The sequence below is a fragment of the Erwinia sp. INIA01 genome (assembly GCF_025947915.1).
In the GTDB taxonomy this organism is placed as follows: Bacteria; Pseudomonadota; Gammaproteobacteria; order Enterobacterales; family Enterobacteriaceae; genus Erwinia; species Erwinia coffeiphila.
This window is the reverse complement of sequence record NZ_JAPDNC010000011.1, coordinates 131,190-149,517: the sequence shown is the minus strand read 5'-3', so window position 1 is coordinate 149,517 and position 18,328 is coordinate 131,190. Positions and strand designations below refer to the sequence as shown.

Annotated in this window: 18 protein-coding genes; 5 read left to right on the top strand and 13 right to left on the bottom strand. The window is 53.3% G+C overall.

Translation table 11 applies throughout. The features are described from left to right. Positions 1-9: 9 nt before the first annotated feature. Together OMR58_RS19465 and araD are read right to left on the bottom strand one after the other, a co-directional pair. The gene (locus OMR58_RS19465) at positions 10-879 is read right to left on the bottom strand and encodes a crotonase/enoyl-CoA hydratase family protein (RefSeq protein ID WP_105594726.1); all 870 of its coding nucleotides are present in this window, start codon (positions 877-879) and stop codon (positions 10-12) included. Between the two features lie 176 nt (positions 880-1,055). Continuing rightward, complete coding sequence (araD, locus tag OMR58_RS19460) at positions 1,056-1,754, bottom strand: L-ribulose-5-phosphate 4-epimerase (protein ID WP_200543725.1); 699 nt, start codon at positions 1,752-1,754, stop codon at positions 1,056-1,058. 316 nt (positions 1,755-2,070) lie between these two features. On the opposite strand from araD, the gene osmB reads away from it, so the two are divergent. Continuing rightward, entirely contained in the window at positions 2,071-2,286 is a 216-nt protein-coding gene (gene osmB / locus OMR58_RS19455; RefSeq protein WP_200559561.1) for an osmotically-inducible lipoprotein OsmB, read from the top strand. Between the two features lie 167 nt (positions 2,287-2,453). Here the strand turns inward: osmB and yciH are convergent, their stop codons facing one another. The 5 genes from yciH to pgpB all read right to left on the bottom strand — a co-directional run bounded on the left by yciH (position 2,454) and on the right by pgpB (position 6,216). Then, entirely contained in the window at positions 2,454-2,780 is a 327-nt protein-coding gene (yciH, locus tag OMR58_RS19450) for a stress response translation initiation inhibitor YciH (protein WP_200559564.1), read from the bottom strand. Then, positions 2,780-3,496: an orotidine-5'-phosphate decarboxylase gene (pyrF, locus tag OMR58_RS19445; RefSeq protein ID WP_105594730.1), complete on the bottom strand. Its 717-nt coding sequence runs from the start codon at positions 3,494-3,496 to the stop codon at positions 2,780-2,782. The genes yciH and pyrF overlap by 1 nt, the downstream gene beginning before the upstream one ends. Positions 3,497-3,798: 302 nt before the next feature. After that, on the bottom strand, positions 3,799-4,968 hold the full coding sequence (gene lapB / locus OMR58_RS19440; RefSeq protein WP_105594731.1) for a lipopolysaccharide assembly protein LapB: 1,170 nt from the start codon (positions 4,966-4,968) through the stop codon (positions 3,799-3,801). Positions 4,969-4,974: 6 nt separating this feature from the next. Beyond that, on the bottom strand, positions 4,975-5,283 hold the full coding sequence (locus OMR58_RS19435; protein ID WP_105594732.1) for a LapA family protein: 309 nt from the start codon (positions 5,281-5,283) through the stop codon (positions 4,975-4,977). Between the two features lie 171 nt (positions 5,284-5,454). After that, positions 5,455-6,216, bottom strand: coding sequence for a phosphatidylglycerophosphatase B (gene pgpB, locus OMR58_RS19430; RefSeq protein ID WP_200559568.1), 762 nt, complete (start codon positions 6,214-6,216; stop codon positions 5,455-5,457). A 229-nt stretch (positions 6,217-6,445) separates the two neighbouring features. Between pgpB and ribA the strand changes: the two genes are divergently transcribed. After that, positions 6,446-7,036, top strand: coding sequence for a GTP cyclohydrolase II (ribA, locus tag OMR58_RS19425; RefSeq protein WP_105594734.1), 591 nt, complete (start codon positions 6,446-6,448; stop codon positions 7,034-7,036). 107 nt (positions 7,037-7,143) lie between these two features. Here the strand turns inward: ribA and acnA are convergent, their stop codons facing one another. From acnA to topA, 5 genes are all read right to left on the bottom strand, one after another. After that, entirely contained in the window at positions 7,144-9,828 is a 2,685-nt protein-coding gene (gene acnA, locus OMR58_RS19420; RefSeq protein ID WP_264546716.1) for an aconitate hydratase AcnA, read from the bottom strand. Positions 9,829-10,315: 487 nt separating this feature from the next. Then, positions 10,316-10,483, bottom strand: a complete 168-nt coding sequence (locus tag OMR58_RS19415; protein ID WP_264546715.1) for a hypothetical protein — start codon at positions 10,481-10,483, stop codon at positions 10,316-10,318. Positions 10,484-10,485: 2 nt separating this feature from the next. Continuing rightward, a complete protein-coding gene (locus OMR58_RS19410) occupies positions 10,486-10,650 on the bottom strand; it encodes a YmiA family putative membrane protein (RefSeq protein ID WP_105595190.1) in 165 nt (54 codons plus the stop codon). A 491-nt stretch (positions 10,651-11,141) separates the two neighbouring features. After that, the gene (cysB, locus tag OMR58_RS19405; protein WP_105595191.1) at positions 11,142-12,116 is read right to left on the bottom strand and encodes an HTH-type transcriptional regulator CysB; all 975 of its coding nucleotides are present in this window, start codon (positions 12,114-12,116) and stop codon (positions 11,142-11,144) included. Positions 12,117-12,378: 262 nt separating this feature from the next. Continuing rightward, positions 12,379-14,976, bottom strand: a complete 2,598-nt coding sequence (gene topA / locus OMR58_RS19400; RefSeq protein WP_264546714.1) for a type I DNA topoisomerase — start codon at positions 14,974-14,976, stop codon at positions 12,379-12,381. Between the two features lie 398 nt (positions 14,977-15,374). On the opposite strand from topA, the gene OMR58_RS19395 reads away from it, so the two are divergent. Then, positions 15,375-15,626: a DUF2498 family protein gene (locus OMR58_RS19395; protein WP_200559576.1), complete on the top strand. Its 252-nt coding sequence runs from the start codon at positions 15,375-15,377 to the stop codon at positions 15,624-15,626. A 30-nt stretch (positions 15,627-15,656) separates the two neighbouring features. Here OMR58_RS19395 and sohB read toward each other — a convergent pair whose 3' ends face one another. Further along, entirely contained in the window at positions 15,657-16,706 is a 1,050-nt protein-coding gene (gene sohB, locus OMR58_RS19390; RefSeq protein ID WP_264546713.1) for a protease SohB, read from the bottom strand. Positions 16,707-16,928: 222 nt separating this feature from the next. Here sohB and OMR58_RS19385 point away from each other — a divergent pair, with 222 nt between their 5' ends. Together OMR58_RS19385 and cobO are read left to right on the top strand one after the other, a co-directional pair. After that, positions 16,929-17,690, top strand: a complete 762-nt coding sequence (locus OMR58_RS19385; protein ID WP_264546712.1) for a YciK family oxidoreductase — start codon at positions 16,929-16,931, stop codon at positions 17,688-17,690. Next, positions 17,690-18,280, top strand: coding sequence for a cob(I)yrinic acid a,c-diamide adenosyltransferase (gene cobO, locus OMR58_RS19380; RefSeq protein ID WP_200559592.1), 591 nt, complete (start codon positions 17,690-17,692; stop codon positions 18,278-18,280). The genes OMR58_RS19385 and cobO overlap by 1 nt, the downstream gene beginning before the upstream one ends. Positions 18,281-18,328 lie beyond the last annotated feature (48 nt).

The window sequence follows — 18,328 nt, the reverse complement described above, 5'->3', positions numbered from 1 at the left end:
TAAACGCACTTAACCCGCTTTCAGCAAGGTTTGAGCACTGTGACGATTTTGTAAGTTAACCAGACGTTCCATATAGGCAATATCCTTAGGTTCCAGGCTGAAGGCGAAATCAACCCAGTCTTCCGTGATGTCCATCAGTTCGGCGCGGGTCAGCTGAAGCACGCGCTGGCGTGCTTTCAGCATTGCCCGCACGCCGTTCAGCTTCGGCCGCAGCGTATCAATAAAGGTACGCGTACTGTGGTAAGCCTCGTCCGGCTGGAACAGACGGTCAACCAGCCCGCGCGTTTCAAACCACTCTGCGGTGTGTGATTCACCTTCGCAAATCAGTTCTTCTGCCAGCTTCATACCTGCCCGGCGGGCAACCAGCGAGTAGCCGCCCATCCCGGGGAACAGGTTAAAAGCAATTTCAGGGAAGCCCATCCGCGCGGTGTTCTGCGCCAGAATAAAGTGATGCGCCAGCGCTGCTTCAAATCCGCCCCCCAGCGCACTGCCCTCAACCATCGCAATGGTTACCGCACCGGTATCAAATCCTCTTGCCGCCGCGTGAATGCAGTCCACACAGGCACGGGCATAAGCCCGCAGGGCCTCACGGCGGCCGTTTTTGATCGACTCCACAAAGAAGCTGAGATCGCCTCCGGCATTAAACATGCCGGGGACCAGTGAGCCGGTAACCCAAAAATCGATAGCCAGCCCCGACCGCTGTGCCGCATAGCTGAGATTCATGATCTCCTCTATCAGCTGGTGGTTGAAGCTCGGGCGCGGCTGCGCACGCAGCAGCATCCACATGGTCCGGCGCTCCTCCTCATAGTATGCGGAGAGCTGGGTCATCTGTCCGGCTTCACTGAACAGTCTGCAGGTAGTCTGGTTTACAACGGTCATATTATTATCCTCGATTAGTCATGCGTTCAGTACGCAGCTCCAGCCTAATCGACAGGATGTTTACACTAAATGGCTGTTTGATTATTAAAGCAAATTAGTAAATTTTCAGACAAAAAGTGACAATAAACACCCGGATAAAATGGCCGCCGACGGTAAGAAACTCCCAACGTTAAAAATCACTTCTGGCCGTAGTAGGCTCCGGCACCGTGCTTACGCAAATAGTGTTTATCCAGCAGGGTTTGCTGCATCACCGGCAGCTCGGGGGCAAGTTGTTGACTAAAGATGCCCATATAGGCCACTTCTTCCAGCACGACGGCACTGTGTACGGCATCGTCTGCGCTTTTACCCCAGCAGAAAGGGCCATGCGAGTTAACCAGTACGGCGGGAATAGCCAGCGGGTCGATTTCCCGGTCGCGCAGAGTTTCAATAATGACCTGCCCGGTTTCCCACTCGTATCGTTCTTTGATTTCAGCATCGGTCATCTTGCGTGTGCAGGGGACGGCACCGTAGAAATCATCGGCATGCGTCGTACCCCAGGCAGGAATGTCCCGGCCGGCCTGTGCCCAGATTGTAGCGTGGCGAGAATGTGTATGGACAATTCCACCGATATCTGGCCAGGCCAGATACAAAGCGCGGTGAGTATCGGTGTCTGAAGATGGCCGTTTAGCACCTTCCACCACCCTGCCGCTTTCCAGCTCCACCACCACCATATCGTCACGCTGCATCTGCTCGTAGCTCACCCCGGAAGGTTTAATCACCACCAGTCCCTGCTGGCGGTCGATGGCACTGACGTTGCCCCAGGTGAACGTAACCAGGCCGTAGTGCGGTAGCGCGAGATTGGCTTCCAGTACCTGCTGTTTCAGTTGTTCAAGCATCGTTGACTCTCCGATTAGATCCGTGAGTCATTGTCGGCGCAGGCGATAAATGCGGGTATGGAGACAATAGCTGGATAAAGGCAGTTTCCGGCTGTCCACGGCGTTCTGTGCAGCCGGTCCGCGGAAATATTCGGAATTTTTACCTGGGCAGTACAGCAGTAGCTTCTAAAATTAAGACAGATAGCAAGCTGTAGTGAGAGTCAGCTCACTAACTATTAGCAGGAACGCCGGAATAATCGACAGTTCCAGGCCGAAAATCCGGGTATCCACTATACTTGATCGGGTAATCAGTCGCTGCAATTGAGGAGTACTCACTATGACAAACACTGCAAAACGCATTACCGCTGCGATGCTGGCGGCAACACTGGTTCTTTCCCTCAGTGCCTGTTCAAACTGGTCTAAACGCGATCGCAACACGGCAATCGGTGCCGGTGCTGGTGCGATTGGCGGATCGATACTGACTAACGGTAGCGGACTGGGCACCGTAGGTGGCGCGGCTGTCGGCGGTATTATCGGGCATCAGATTGACTAAATTAGATTGCTCGCGATATCTCTGGTTGCCGCAGCGATGACAAGAAACAGATGAGGCCGCTTTTGCGGCCTCTGGTTTGGAAACAGCATCTTACTTAAACAAGGCTTTTTGCTTCTAAGCACTGACAGAAACTGGGTCAGTGCAAGTCCGGCATAAAAGGCCGGGCATCAGCCTCCGGCGAGTTTAACCTTATGGCCTTTGGCCTCCAGCAGCGTTTTCAGCAAATCGCGCTTGTCGCCCTGAATTTCAATCACGCCGTCTTTTACCGCACCGCCGCAGCCGCATTTTTTCTTCAGCTCGGCAGCCAGCTTTTCCAGCTCCGCATCGTCCATATCAATCCCCGAGATCAGGCACACGCCCTTCCCCTTACGGCCGCTGGTCTGGCGCTGGATTCGAACAATTCCGTCACCTTTAGGGCGCTGCGGTTTCTCTTTAACTTCGTCGATGCGACCACTGGCGGTTGAATAGACCAGCCTGCTGTTATCGTCTGCCATTATGCCTCCCGGATTGAGGTGAGGATGTCTTGCAGCGTCGCCGCCGGATTAGCCGACTGGGTAATAGGACGCCCGATCACCATATAATCAACGCCCGCCTTCACCGCCTGCTGCGGAGTCATAATACGGCGCTGATCACCTACATCGCTGCCAGCCGGTCGTATTCCCGGGGTAACTAGCTTGAATTCCTGGCCAATAACCTGCTTAAAGCGGCTGGCTTCCTGTGCTGAACACACCACACCATCCAGTCCGCACTGATGGGTCAGGCGCGCCAGGCGTTCGGCCTGATCGGCAGGAGATAACTCGATCCCCAGACCGCGAAGGTCGTCCGCATCCATGCTGGTCAGCACGGTGACAGCGATCAGCAGAGGGGCGTCTTTACCGAACGGCACCAGCGCCTCGCGGGCTGCGTTCATCATCCGCGCTCCGCCGCTGGCGTGGACATTCACCATCCACACGCCCAAATCAGCCGCTGCGGCCACCGCATGTGCCGTGGTGTTCGGAATATCATGGAACTTGAGGTCAAGGAAAACGTCGAAACCGCGCTGCTGCAAATCACGCACCAGCTGCGGGCCGAACAGGGTAAACATCTCTTTCCCTACTTTCAGGCGGCAGCTGCCGGGTTCAATCTGGTCGACAAAAGCCAGTGCAAGGTCGCGATCGGCATAATCTAACGCTACCACAATCGGTGAGCCGGTAAGCTGAGGTGAATGCATCAATAAACCCTCTTTAGGTGGAGCACCGCATGGCGCAAACAGAATAGTCACAGGAATTCAGCCGGGCACCACAGGCCGTTGGCTGAAAACGGAAAGCCGAAACGGCAGGCATTTTACCTGCGGATGGCGCAAATTCACAGTTAACCCGTTGAGAATTATTAGCGATGAGCGGTGGATGTCCATTCTTCCCTGCGAGGCCTTACGACTGGGATGCTGCTGGCATCGTACAGTTAAAAAAACAATTAGTATGTTGTAACTAAGTCGAAACGGAAATGGACAATAAATCGGCGCGGATGCCGGGATTATTGTCCGTCCAGACCACGAATCGGCTTTACCGAAGACCAGGCGCGGCACGACGGGCAGTGCCAGTAAAGCGCATGGGCGGTAAAACCGCATTTGTGGCAGCGATAGCGCGGCTTGGTGCGAATTTGCTCGCCCACCATATCGCGCAGCACCATCAGGCTCTCTTTCGCCCTGCCGTCTTCGGCTTCCTGCAGGTTGAAGTCCATCAGCCGGTGGAATACGCGCATGGTAGGATGCCGCTGTAGCTGGCGGGTGATATAGGTTTGCGCCACGTCAGCCCCTTCATCGCGGTCCAGAATACCGGCAAGGTAGAGTTCGGCGGCCGCACCCGTATTCTCCTCCACGCAGCGCTTAAGATAATCGCTCCATGCCTTTGGCTGGTTGAGGTGTTCGAAGCAGGTTTCCAACATTTCCAGCGTCTCGCTGACCAGTTCCCGATCCTGTTCAATAACCCGCTGCAGGTGCATTACGGCTTTGGCATAATCGCCTTTCGCCATAAAAATCCGCCCCATCATAATAGAGATGCGGGCACTGTTACGATCGGCGGCTTCGCCCTTCTTCAGCAGGTTCATTGCACGATCAAGATCGTCACTGCCCATGGCCTGCAAAGCCAGTTCGCAGTAGAAATGGGCGATTTCCATTTTCTTCTGCTCTTTACCCAGCTTAACCAGCCGCTCCGCGACTTCGATCGCATTCGGCCAGTCGCTGGTGGACTGATGAATAATCAGCAGCTGCTGGAGCGCGCCAATGCGAAAATCGGTTTCTTCAACCAGTTGCCCGAACATCTGCTCAGCACGATCGTACAGCCCGGCCACCATGTAATCACGCCCCAGCTGCTGGATTGCAAGCAGCCGCTGATCGTAAGTCAGAGAAGCACTTTCCATCAGGGCCTGGTGGATGCGGATGGCGCGGTCTACTTCACCACGGGAACGGAACAGGTTGCCCAGCGTCAGGTGAGCCTCAACCGTACCGCTGTCTTCTTTAAGCATGTCAAGAAACAGGTCGACGGCTTTGTCCTGTTGATTCGAAAGCAGGAAGTTCACCCCGGCCACGTAATCGCGTGACAGGCGGCTCGCTTCCTGTTGCTTATCCTGTTGCGCACTTCTGCGCCCCATATACCAGCCGTAGGCGGCGGCTACGGGGAGTAACAGAAACAGCAGTTCCAACATAAATGATTATTCCTTGACGGCTGGCGTTCTTGACGCCGTCCCGGCAGCATCCGTCTGCCCGATCTGATGCTGCAGTCGCTTAAGCTTACGCTGGCTGTTAGCCAGTGCAACGCGAACACGTAGCCAAAACAGACCACATATTGCCCACCCCAGCAGGAAGCCCACGGCAAACAGCGAAGCCAGCAGTGTAGAGATACGGAATTCACCCTGCGCCAGCAGATAGTTGAAGGTGACGACCTGATCGTTGTGCGCACCCAAAGTGACTGAAATGACGAAGATCGCCAGAACCACTAAAAAAATCAGCAAATATTTCACAGTTCATCCCGTAATCTGATGTTAATCAGATGAATTATGCCAAAAAAAACGCCCTGATGCTTGTGTTGATACTCGCAGATTTCAGGCGCCGCACTAATTCCCTGCCCCCATCACGCCATTATGCAAAGTCGTTGATAGTTATGGGGGCAAAAAATTGACTTACAATCGACATCACTCATTTTCTCGCTGGTTGATTTCCTGCTGTTCCTGCGGCAGCACGCTCAGCGGACCGCAGAAGCGCTGGGCGAGCCACGTTGCCAGAGTAATAAACAGCCAGCTTAACAACGTAGATACGATAAGATCCTGCGGCCAGTGCATTCCCAGCATCAGTCGGCTGCCCATCACCAGCGAGGCCCAGCATAGCAGCAGTATAATTGTGGCATAGCGCCGACGCGGCCACAGCAATCCTACACCAAGCAGCGCCCAGCTGGCAGCAAACATGGTGTGTCCTGAAGGGAATGAAAATCCGGTTTCAAACGCCCAGTGCCGTTTCAGCCAGCCGGGCAGCTGCGTATTATCTTCTACCGCCTCTTCGACCAGGTGACTGCGCTGTTTGCGTTTTAATTCATAAAAGTACTCATTACTGACACCCTCGGCTTTTTCCAGCCACAAGACGTATGGGCGAGGCTCCTGCACCCGATCTTTAATCAGGCTTTTGGTGTACTGGCCGACGAGGATAGTACCGACCAGAATGGCCAGCAAAAATATCGCCGGTTTGAAGCGGAAACGTAAACACCAGAGGAACCAGCCGCACAACACCACGCTGGTAATAACGCCCCACGGACGGGTGACCGTCTCGGTAAACCAGAACAGGATCAGATATCCCCAGCCCATTTCACCAGGCTGCCACTGCCAGCCGGAAAGCGCGACCAGCACGGGCATTGTCAACAACAGAAGCATCCCGATCGTGGTTCGTCTGAGAATTTCAGGCATCTTTCTTCCTTAAAAAGTTCGGTTATTTCTCTGGATTGATATAACAATAGTAATAAAAATAATAACATATAGATTGCGACGGTGATAATTGTGCGTTATCACTGGATAGCTCAAACATGTTAACCTTCGCACCGCGGGTTATGGCAAAATAGCACGTATTGTTAGCCGTCAGGCAACTGACACTGCGCCATCTGATGATAGCGTACACCTGAAGTTTCTGGAGAGTCACATGCAGCTTAAACGGGTGGCAGAAGCCAATCTGCCCACGCCCTGGGGCGATTTCCTCATGGTCGGTTTTGAAGAACTGGCAACCGGGCACGATCATGTTGCGCTGGTTTATGGTGATGTTTCTAACAGCGAACCGGTACTGGCGCGCGTTCATTCCGAATGCCTTACCGGTGATGCGTTGTTCAGCCTGCGCTGCGATTGCGGTTTCCAGTTGGAAGCGGCGCTGACGCACATCGCCGAGCAGGGCCGCGGGATCCTGCTTTATCACCGGCAGGAAGGACGCGGAATTGGGCTGCTGAATAAAATTCGCGCCTACGCGTTGCAGGACAAAGGCTATGACACGGTAGAAGCCAACCATCAGTTGGGATTTGCCGCCGATGAGCGCGACTTTACCCTGTGTGCAGATATGTTCAAACTGCTGGGCGTTGACGAGGTGCGTTTGCTGACCAACAACCCGCGCAAGGTAGAGATTCTCACTGAAGCGGGGATCAATATCGTTGAACGCGTTCCGCTGATTGTGGGCCGTAATCCAAATAATGCGCACTACCTCGATACCAAAGCCGAAAAGATGGGCCATCTGCTGTCGAAGTAATTCCGGGTACGGAGCACATTGCTGCTGAAGACGTAAAAAGCCGCTACTTTTGATAGCGGCTTTTTTCTTTTCCCGACAGTAGATATGGTCTGGCGGACTGCGGACAGTCAGTCGCGAAGCATATTACGGATCACGTAATGCAGAATGCCGTCATTCTGGTAGTAGGTCAGCTCGTTGCCGGTATCAATACGGCAGCGTGTATCCAGAACGTCTTTACTGCCGTCAGATCGCGTTAGCGTCACTTTTACCGTCGTTCCCGGTTTCAACTGCTGGAGATCCGCAACATCGATCAGCTCATCGCCGGTGAGTTTCAATGTTTTCCGGGTGACGCCCTGCGGGAACTCAAGCGGCAGAATCCCCATTCCGATCAGATTGGAACGATGGATGCGTTCAAATGACTCGGCAATCACTACCCGAACGCCCTGCAAACGCGGCCCCTTCGCCGCCCAGTCGCGGCTGGAGCCGGAACCGTACTCTTTCCCGGCAATGATGGCCAGCGGGATGCCTTCTTCCCGGTAACGCATTGCCGCGTCGTAAATCGCCAGTTGTTCATTGCTGGGGATGTGCCGTGTAATCCCCCCTTCCACTCCCGGCACCATTTCGTTGCGGATGCGAATGTTCGCGAAGGTTCCTCGCATCATCACTTCATGATTACCGCGCCGCGAGCCGTAGGAGTTGAAGTCGGTGCGTTCAACACCGCGATCCAACAGATAACGCCCCGCCGGACTTTCGGCCTTGATGCTGCCCGCGGGAGAGATATGGTCGGTGGTGACCGAATCACCGAGCATCGCCAGAATACGAGCGCCTTTGATATCCTCTACCGGCTCCGGTTCTTTTGCCATCGTGTCAAAGAACGGTGAAAGACGGATATAGGTCGAGTCGTTATCCCACGAATAGGTTGCCGCCTCGCTGACCTGAATTTGCTGCCACTCAGGCGTCCCGGCAAACACTTCGGCATACTCTTTATGGAACATTTCGGTCGACACCATCTGCACCGCAGCGGCTATTTCTTCCGGCGACGGCCAGATATCCTTCAGATAAATCGGCCTGCCGCTGGTATCTTCACCGAGCGGATCGGTTTGCAGGTTCAATTTCATATTGCCGGACAGCGCGTAGGCCACCACCAGCGGCGGTGACGCCAGCCAGTTGGTTTTTACATACGGATGGATACGTCCTTCAAAGTTACGGTTACCCGACAGCACGGCACCGACGGTCAGATCGCCCTGACGGATCGCACTTTCAATCTCTTCCGGTAACGGTCCTGAGTTACCGATACAGGTCGTACAGCCGTAACCCACCAGGTTGAATCCAAGGCGATCGAGGTAAGGCGTCAGACCTGCAGTAGCGAGGTAGTCAGATACCACTTTCGATCCCGGCGCCAGCGAGGCTTTGACCCAGGGTTTGCGCTGCAGTCCGAGCACGGCAGCCTTTTTCGCCAGCAGTCCTGCGGCCATCAGCACGCTGGGGTTCGAGGTATTGGTGCAGGAGGTGATGGCGGCTATCACCACCGCCCCATCCTCCAGCTGATACTGCTGTCCACTGCGGGCATCGCGATAGCTAACAGCCTGATGATCTTTCTGCGCATGATTAACTTCCAGCTCGTTGCTGGCGCGGAAGGCAGCGGGCACATCGCCCAGCGCCACACGGTCCTGAGGGCGTTTAGGACCTGCCAGACTTGATTCCACTTCACCCATGTCGAGCGACAGGCTGCTGGTAAACACTGGTTCGTCACCGGCGTGCCGCCACATCCCCTGCGCACGAGCATAGGCTTCCACCAGCGCCACCTGCTGGTCGCTGCGCCCGGTCAACCGCATGTACTCCAGCGTTACGCTATCAACCGGGAAAAAGCCGCAGGTTGCACCGTATTCCGGTGCCATATTGGCAATCGTCGCACGGTCTGCCAGCGGCAGATCCTTCAGGCCGTCGCCGTAGAACTCAACGAACTTGCCCACCACGCCGTGCTTACGCAGCATCTGAGTGACGGTGAGAACCAGATCGGTCGCGGTGATCCCGGGTTTCAACTTGCCGGTGAGCTTGAATCCGACCACATCCGGGATCAGCATGGAAACGGGCTGCCCCAGCATCGCGGCTTCGGCTTCTATACCGCCAACACCCCAGCCCAGCACGCCAAGAGCGTTAATCATGGTGGTGTGGGAATCCGTGCCGACCAGCGTATCGGGAAACGCGACCTCCCTGCCATTTTGCTCTTCATGCCAGACGGACTTGCCAAGATACTCAAGATTCACCTGGTGACATATCCCGGTCCCCGGTGGCACCACGCTAAAGCGATTGAACGCTTTCTGCCCCCAGCGCAGGAAAACGTAGCGTTCGTGGTTGCGCTCCATTTCCAGCTGCACGTTCTCTTCGAAAGCGTCGTCATCGCCAAAACGGTCGACGGTAACAGAATGGTCGATCACCAGATCGACGGGCGAAAGCGGGTTAACCTTCGCCACATCGCCCCCCAGACGCTTCACCGCTTCACGCATCGCGGCCAGGTCCACCACCGCCGGTACGCCGGTAAAGTCCTGCATCAGAACACGAGCTGGCCGATAGGCAATTTCTCGATCGGCATGGGCGTCCTTCAGCCAGTCAGCAATGGCCTGGATATCTTCCTCGGTGACAGAGTCGCCATCCTGCCAGCGCAGAAGATTCTCCAGCAGGACCTTCATGGATTTAGGCAGACGATCGATATCGCCCAGTTTAACGGCGGCTTTTACCAGGCTGAAGATGTGATACGTCTGGCCGTCAACGTTCAGCGTATCCTGGCTGATTTCACGTAGGGTGTTCGACATTGCTCCTCCTTTATTATTGTGTTTGCTCTACCTGTCGCATAACCGGACTCAATGCAGGGTTTACTTTAAAGATAGTACAAAAAGGAGGTAACATTCTGATAACAACACAAAATGCCAAACTGAAAAACGTAAAACGCCCCGCCAACACTGTCAGCAGGGCTTCAAATTAATCACTCAGGTTATTTATATTCATGCGATTATTCTGCATCAGCATGCTAACAGGCACGGTATTATGATAAGAATTCATAATTCGAATTAAATACTAATTGCGGATAATCTCGGTGAAATTATTGAGCTGTATTCATCTTTGTTGATAACGGTATCTCGCGTTATCGTTTACCGAAAAAGCATCTATTTACCATGAGGAAAAATAATTCCCATAGTCATTACATTTCACGTTAATTGTTTACCAGAAGTAACTATTGATAATTAGAATCAGGCAGAAAAGCAGAAGCCGGATATGAAAATTTTCATTACCCGGCTTGATTTATTTGGCTTTTCCATCTTCAATTATAGATTGGATAAATTTTAGCTGCATCTCATTCAGACACCAGGCTGCGGGGATAATCACCTGAGAAATCTTATCATCATTGCCGAAATCGTCATCGAGTTCGGCAATGCTATTGCTGTCCAGCTTGCCATTCAGGAGCTGCATAGTTAGTTCCAAAGGTTCCAGACCATTGTAACGACCAGTACCCAAAACAGGAAAGAGCCCGCGAAGAGCGCCAGCCAGGCGTTACGCTTAAGGTTATCGCTGCCGCTATGCTCAGCATCCTGTGACTCGTGACCGAAATTGGACCGTACAGATAATCTAGTAGCCATAATTGATACTCACTCTCATTAACACAATGTTTCAACCAGTAATTGGCACGAATCCTAATCAGCCGGTTGCCCAAGATCCAGTCATTTTTATTAAACTAAACGCTTAAAAACATTAGTAATGTCACTGAAGAACATTAATAAGGTGTTTTAAGTTAATCATTCAGCATAAAAACTTTATCACTCTGATATGTCCCCGGCGTTCAGCTCGGCGATGTCAGATATCAGAGTCCCCTTTACCTGGCTAACCAACGCAATCCTCTGCTCGTTGGCGTTGGATATATTATGGGAATAGTCTTAATTTTTCGCAAAGATTCACGACGAAAAATGTGTACTATTTCTCACTTCATCAATAACAATCGGAGAACATGTGATAGAGATTTCATTTATTGCAAAGAAAGGAAAGAAACTAACGATGGCAGTGAAAGGCGGGAGCTTTCATTAAGTTCAGACCCGTTACAATCTGAACTTAAGATAATTAGAAACAAATGTAATTATTTAGCGGGTAATTTAATATCTTTAAACATCGCTTCAATATCTTCATTGGAACGCAGTCCAACGGCGGTATCGACCACATCACGCGTCAGATGCGGGGCAAAACGTTGTATAAAGTCATACATATAGCTGCGCAGGAAGGTACTGCGACGGAAGCCGATCTTCGTCGTGCTGTAGGTGAACACGTCCGTCGCTTCAATTCGCACCAGATCGGGGTCGGATACCGGGTCTACGGCCATGCTGGCAATAACGCCTACCCCCAGCCCCAGACGCACATAAGTTTTGATCACGTCGGCATCGGTCGCGGTGAAAACGATACGCGGCGTCAGACCTGCTCGGTTAAATGCCGTATCCAGTTCGGAGCGCCCGGTGAAGCCAAAGGTGTAGGTGACCAGCGGATACTCAGCCAACTCTTCAATCGACACTTTCGATTTACCGGCCAATGGATGATCCGGCGTGACCACGATTGCACGATTCCAGTGATAGCACGGCAGCATGATCAGATCGTCGTAAAGGTGTAGCGCCTCGGTGGCAATGGCAAAATCCGCATTGCCCTTAGATACGGCTTCAGCAATCTGAGTCGGCGACCCCTGGTGCATATGTAACGAAACGCGGGGATAACGTTCAATAAAACCTTTGATCACGTTGGGCAATGCGTAACGTGCCTGTGTGTGGGTGGTGGCAACGTACAGTGAACCTTTATCCGGCCAGGTATGCTCGCCGGCAACCGATTTAATTGCATCGACTTTTGACAGGACTTCGCGGGCAATACGGATGATTTCCTGCCCAGCGGGTGTCACCTGAGTCAGGTGCTTACCGCTTCGGGCAAAGATTTGAATGCCCAGTTCATCCTCCAGCATACGAACCTGCTTACTGATGCCGGGTTGAGAGGTGTACAGCCCTTCGGCCGTTGAAGAGACATTGAGGTTGTGGTTAACCACCTCAACGATGTACCGCAGCTGCTGCAATTTCATTTTTCATTCCGTCCAGGGTCTGAAGCAACGTGCCGAAAACCCTACAGAAGAAGACACCAGAAATCTGGTCAGCGTCAGGTTAGCGGTCTAATGCGATTTAATAATAAGAAGAGGGATATCTATAACAACTATATCAAAAATGTGGGATATGTATAGCGTCAGCAGGGAAACATTCATCAACAATCGGTTAGATTATCAGCAAAGTGACCATTCAGGGACAAACCGCAACGGCCTGCCCCTGAATGGGAGAAATCAGCGTGGATTACTTCTTGCTAACTTCCCATTTTCCATCAACGAAGAAGGCCGACCAGCCAGTAGCTTTGCCGTCTTTTTCTGTGCTGACGTACTGCTGTTTGGTTTTACGGCTGAAGCGAACGACGGCCTTGTTGCCTTCCTCGTCCGTCGCTGGCGCATCAGCCAGATAGCGCAGCTTTTCAGGCAGACGGTCGCGGAAACGCTGCAGCTCTTCAACCTGAGGCGCACGGGTTTCGCGCGATTTAGGGAAGGTGTTGGCTGCAAGGAATACGCCCGCCGCACCATCGCGCAGAACGAAGTACGCATCTGATTTTTCGCACGGCAGCTCCGGCAGTGGAACCGGATCTTCCTTCGGCGGCGCAACTTCACCATTACGCAGAATTTTGCGCGTGTTCTTACAGTCGTCATTGGTACAGGCCATGTACTTACCGAAGCGCCCCATTTTCAGGTGCATTTCGGAACCACATTTCTCGCACTCCACGATCGGGCCATCATAGCCTTTGATGCGGAATTCGCCCAGTTCAATTTCGTAACCGTCACACTCCGGGTTGCTACCGCAAACGTGCAGCTTACGCTGATTATCAATCAGATAGCTGTCCATCGCCGTGCCGCATTTCTGGCAGCGGCGACGCGCACGCAGCGCGTTAGTTTCCGCATCGTCACCCTCAAGAATATTCAACACTTCATTCTCAGGGATCAAATTAATGGTCTGCTTGCAGCGCTCTTTCGGCGGCAGAGCATAGCCGGAACAACCGAGAAACACGCCTGTACTGGCAGTACGGATACCCATCTGGCGCGAACAGGTCGGGCACTCGATCGAAGTCAGCACCATCTGGTTGGGCTGCATGCCGCCCTCTTCCGGGTCCTTTTCCGCCTGCTCGAGCTGCTGGCTGAAATCGCTGAAGAATTTATCCAGAACGGCCTTCCACTGCGCTTCGTTATTCGCCACCTTGTCGAGGTTATCTTCCATGTTGGCGGTGAAATCATAGTTCATCAGTTCGCGGAAGTTCTCTTCCAGACGATCGGTAACGATTTCTCCCATCTTCTCGGCATAGAAACGACGGCTTTCCACTTTAACGTAGCCGCGATCCTGAATGGTTGAGATGATCGAGGCATAGGTAGAAGGACGACCAATACCGCGCTTTTCCAACTCGCGCACCAGCGAGGCTTCGCTGAAACGTGCCGGTGGTTTGGTGAAGTGCTGGCTTGGCGTCAGCTGCTGCAGGTTCAGCTCGCTACCCACGTCAACCGGAGGCAGGGTGCGATCTTCATCGCCCTTACGCAGCGCCGGCATCACCCGGGTCCAGCCGTCGAAACGAAGCGTACGGCCCTTAGCTTTCAGTTTGAAATCGCCGGCCGCTACGGTCAGGGTGGTAGAGTCATACTGTGCAGGCATCATCTGACAGGCCACGAACTGACGCCAGATCAGCTGGTACAGTTTCTGCGCATCTGCTTCCATGTCTTTCAGCTGCTCAGACTGAATGTTCACGTCGGAAGGACGAATCGCTTCGTGCGCCTCCTGCGAGTTGTCTTTGCTGGTATAAACGACAGGAGCTTTTGGCAGATACTTCGCGCCAAATTCTTTTTCGATATAGCCGCAAACCATGCTTACCGCATCCTGACTCAGATTCGTCGAGTCGGTACGCATATAGGTGATATGGCCCGCTTCATACAGGCGCTGAGCCATCATCATGGTTTTTTTAACGCCGAAACCAAGACGAGTACTTGCCGCCTGCTGTAGCGTTGAGGTGATAAACGGTGCGCCGGGCTTACTGCTGGTTGGTTTGTCTTCACGATCGGCAACAACATACCGCGCTTTTTCCAGAAGGCTGACAGCCGCCTGAGTTTGCTCACCGTTTACCGGACGGAAGGGTTTGTCACCCTGATGCGTGACCTGCATCGGCAGATCTGCACCTTTCGGCGTGGTCAGCGCGGCATTCAGTTCCCAGTACTCTTCCGGAACGAAGGCTTTAATTTCACGCTCACGCTCCACCACCAGACGCACGGCAACGGACTGAACGCGGCCGGCAGACAGGCCACGAGCGACTTTCTTCCACAGCAGCGGCGAAACCATATAACCCACCACGCGGTCCATAAAGCGCCGCGCCTGCTGGGCATTTACCCGATCGATATTCAGCTCGCCAGGCTTCTCAAACGCCTGACGAATCGCATTCTTGGTAATTTCGTTAAACACCACGCGGCTGTAGCGTGATTCATCGCCACCGATCACTTCCCGCAGGTGCCATGCAATGGCCTCCCCTTCGCGGTCAAGGTCCGTTGCGAGATAGATATGGTCAGCGTTCTGCGCCAGTGATTTCAGTTCAGCAACCACTTTTTCCTTGCCCGGCAGGATTTGATAATTCGCATCCCAACCGTGATAAGGATCGACGCCCATGCGGTTTACCAACGCCGCCTTTTCGTCTTTTTTGACCTTCTTCGCTGTTTTACTGGTTGTAGAGTCAGCGCTCTTTTTAACCGTTGATCCACTCGTCGGCAAATCGCGGATATGACCGACGCTGGATTTAACCACGTAGTCATTGCCGAGATATTTATTGATAGTTTTGGCTTTTGCCGGGGACTCAACTATTACGAGAGCTTTTCCCATAGTTACCTTTACCTGATTAAAACATCCGAGAGTAAGTAGTGCCGTCCAGGCCTGCGCTGCACATTGAAGATAGAGCTATCGGGAGAATGATACCGATCCCGGATAACTTTTTATCAATTTTGGTGCCATTACAAGTCTTTTAACACATTGATAAACGGTACTATTTACTACCTGTTAAGCGAATCTCTAACAAAGCGTAAACTCACTTTTACGCCCGGAACCCGAAACGCCCACACTCTACCTGATAAAATCTGTTACGCAACTTAATTAGCATCAAGCACAGATTTCCGCCAGAAAAGGCTGTAAAAAGAGACAGTTTTCTATACCACCACCATGATTGCGGATTTATCAGCCAGGCGTACAATACCCGGCAGCGGAATCACTATAAAGGAGGGAATATGGATCTGGATCAGCAAACTATCGATCGCAGCAGCCTGCTGGCAATCGCTAATCAGATGATTGCCGAGCACAAAGACTTTTTTGACGGTATGGCCACAACGGGCGTTGAACAAAAGGGTGAGGTGCTGATTTTTAGCGGTGACTACTTCCTGGATGAACAGGGCCTGCCCGGTCCCCGCAGTACTGCAGTATTTAATGTGTTCAAATTTTTAGCGGTCGAGCTTTCGCCGAAATACCGACTCGACGAATAGCGCCCGCCTGAACGGGCGCTGTCTGACGAATTACAGCAGGGGTTTTTCGCCGCGCTGCCAGAGGCGGAGCAGCAGACGTTCAGCGCTGGCCATCACACTTTGTGTAAAACGATCCATCATGCGTTTACGCTGAGCAAAACGTACGCCGATGACCTGGCGCTTCTCGATGTGTTCCAGCAGCAGATCGTCACTGGTACCAATGGCATCAACCAGCCCTTTCTCCAGTGCCTGGCTGCCGTACCAGTGTTCACCCGTGGCCACGCTGTCAATATCCAGCGACGGGCGCATCTGATGAACAAAATCCTTGAACAGCTGATGGGTTTCGTTGAGATCCTGGCGGAATTTTTCGCGACCGGCGTCAGTATTTTCCCCCAGCATGGTCAGCGTCCGCTTATATTCCCCGGCGGTATGCAGTTCAAGGTCAATATCATTGCGCTTCAGCAGTCGGTTAAAGTTAGGGATCTGCGCCACTACGCCAATCGAACCGATAATCGAAAACGGCGCGGCGACGATACGTTCCGCCACGCAGGCCATCATGTAACCGCCGCTGGCCGCCACTTTATCGACAGCAACGGTCAGGGGGATTCCCTTGTCGCGCAGGCGCTGCAGCTGCGATGCCGCCAGGCCATAACCGTGTACCACGCCGCCGGGGCTCTCCAGGCGCAGAAGCACTTCATCGCCGCTGCGGGCCACGGCAACCACCGCAGAGATCTCTTCGCGCAAAGAGGTGACTTCTCCGGCGTCCATACTGCCTTTGAAGTCGATCACAAACAGCGTCGGTTTGCTTTCCGTCTTCAGACCGCCCTGTTTTATCTGCTGCTTAGCCAGCTTGTGCTTCAGTTTTTCTGCCTTTTTTCGTTCCTTGATCCACTGCTTCTGCTGCTCTGGCTCTACCTTAGCCAGTTGCATATCGTCACGCATTTCGCGGTAACGGTCGCTCAGATGCGTCAACCGGAGCTGGCCGGTCTGGCTTCGCTTGCGGGCTGCAAGATTGGCAATAACCAATGCAATGGCGGCAATAGCCACCACTACGGTGACGGTTTTCGCTAAAAAGAGTCCATAATAAGAGAGTAGTTCCACTCAATCCGCCTTAATTAACATTGTATTAGTGTTGTTCCAGTGTAACCGACTCTCGACGATTGGTCGCCTGCAACCCGGTAACATGGCATTAACGGGCAGGTCCCAGGATTGCACTCGCCTCATTTTTCAGGCATAAAGCATTTAATTCTATGTTCTGCAAGAACTTACGCTGGCCCTACTGCCGGCGACGCTGCGGACACTTCATCGCCAGAGGATTCTACCGTGCATTATCAACCGAAAAGCGATCTGCTCAACAACCGAATTATTGTGGTAACCGGTGCCAATACCGGCATCGGTCGCGAAGCCGCTCTCACCTACGCCCGCTATGGCGCGCAGGTCCTCCTGTTGGGCCGTAATACAGAACAGCTCCAGCAGGTTTGCGATGAGATTAATCAGCATAGCCGACAGACTGCTTACTGGTTCCCGTTAGATTTGGAAACGGCCACGCCGGAAAGCTGCCAACATTTGGCTGAGGATATTGCGCGCGTGGTGCCGCGACTGGACGGCGTGCTGCATAACGCCGGGCTACTTGGCGAAGTGGTGCCGATGATCGAACAAAACCCGGCCGTCTGGCAGCAGGTGATGCGAGTCAATATTGACGGCACCTTTTTCCTGACTCAGGCGTTGATCCCGCTGCTGCTGAAATCCGCGTCGGCTTCACTGGTGTTCACTTCATCCAGCGTCGGCCGCCAGGGCCGTGCCGGATGGGGGGCTTATTCCGTCTCTAAATTCGCCACCGAAGGTATGATGCAGGTTCTGGCGGAGGAGTACGACAGCCGCCAGCTGCGCGTAAACTGTATCAACCCGGGTGGAACCCGCACCCGCATGCGCGCCAGCGCCTTCCCGCAGGAGGATGCGATGAAGCTGAAAACGCCTGCCGATATTATGCCGTTGTATTTGTGGCTGATGGGCGACGACAGCAAGCGTAAAACCGGCATCAGCTTTGACGCCCAGCCGGGGCGGAAACCAGGGGCGGCAGAATAATGTCGGAAGAGCGCCACCAGCAACGCCAGCAGAGGCTGAAAGAACAGGTCGATGCGCGGATTGCCGCCGCCACGGAAACCCGTGGCATACTGATGGTCTTCACCGGCAACGGCAAAGGGAAAACCACTGCCGCTTTCGGTACCGCCACTCGCGCTGTCGGGCATCAGAAGCGCGTCGGCGTGATCCAGTTTATTAAAGGTGAATGGCCTAACGGCGAGCGTAATCTTCTTGAACCACACGGCGTTGAATTTCAGGTCATGGCGACCGGATTCACCTGGGACACGCAAAACCGCGCCACCGACACGGAGGCCTGTCTGAAGGTCTGGCAGCATGGCAAGCGAATGTTGCAGGATGCAACGTTGGATCTGGTGGTTCTGGATGAGTTGACCTATATGGTCAGCTTTGATTACCTGCCTCTCCAGGAGGTGATTGATGCACTGCAGCAACGCCCTGCTCATCAGAGCGTCATTATTACCGGGCGAGGCTGCCACCGCGAACTGCTGGAGCTGGCGGATACGGTTAGTGAAATGCGCCCGGTTAAACATGCATTTGATGCCGGAATTCAGGCTCAGCAGGGCATTGACTGGTAAATAAAGTGCATAAAAAAAGGGCCCTCAGGCCCTTTTTATTTGCAAGAC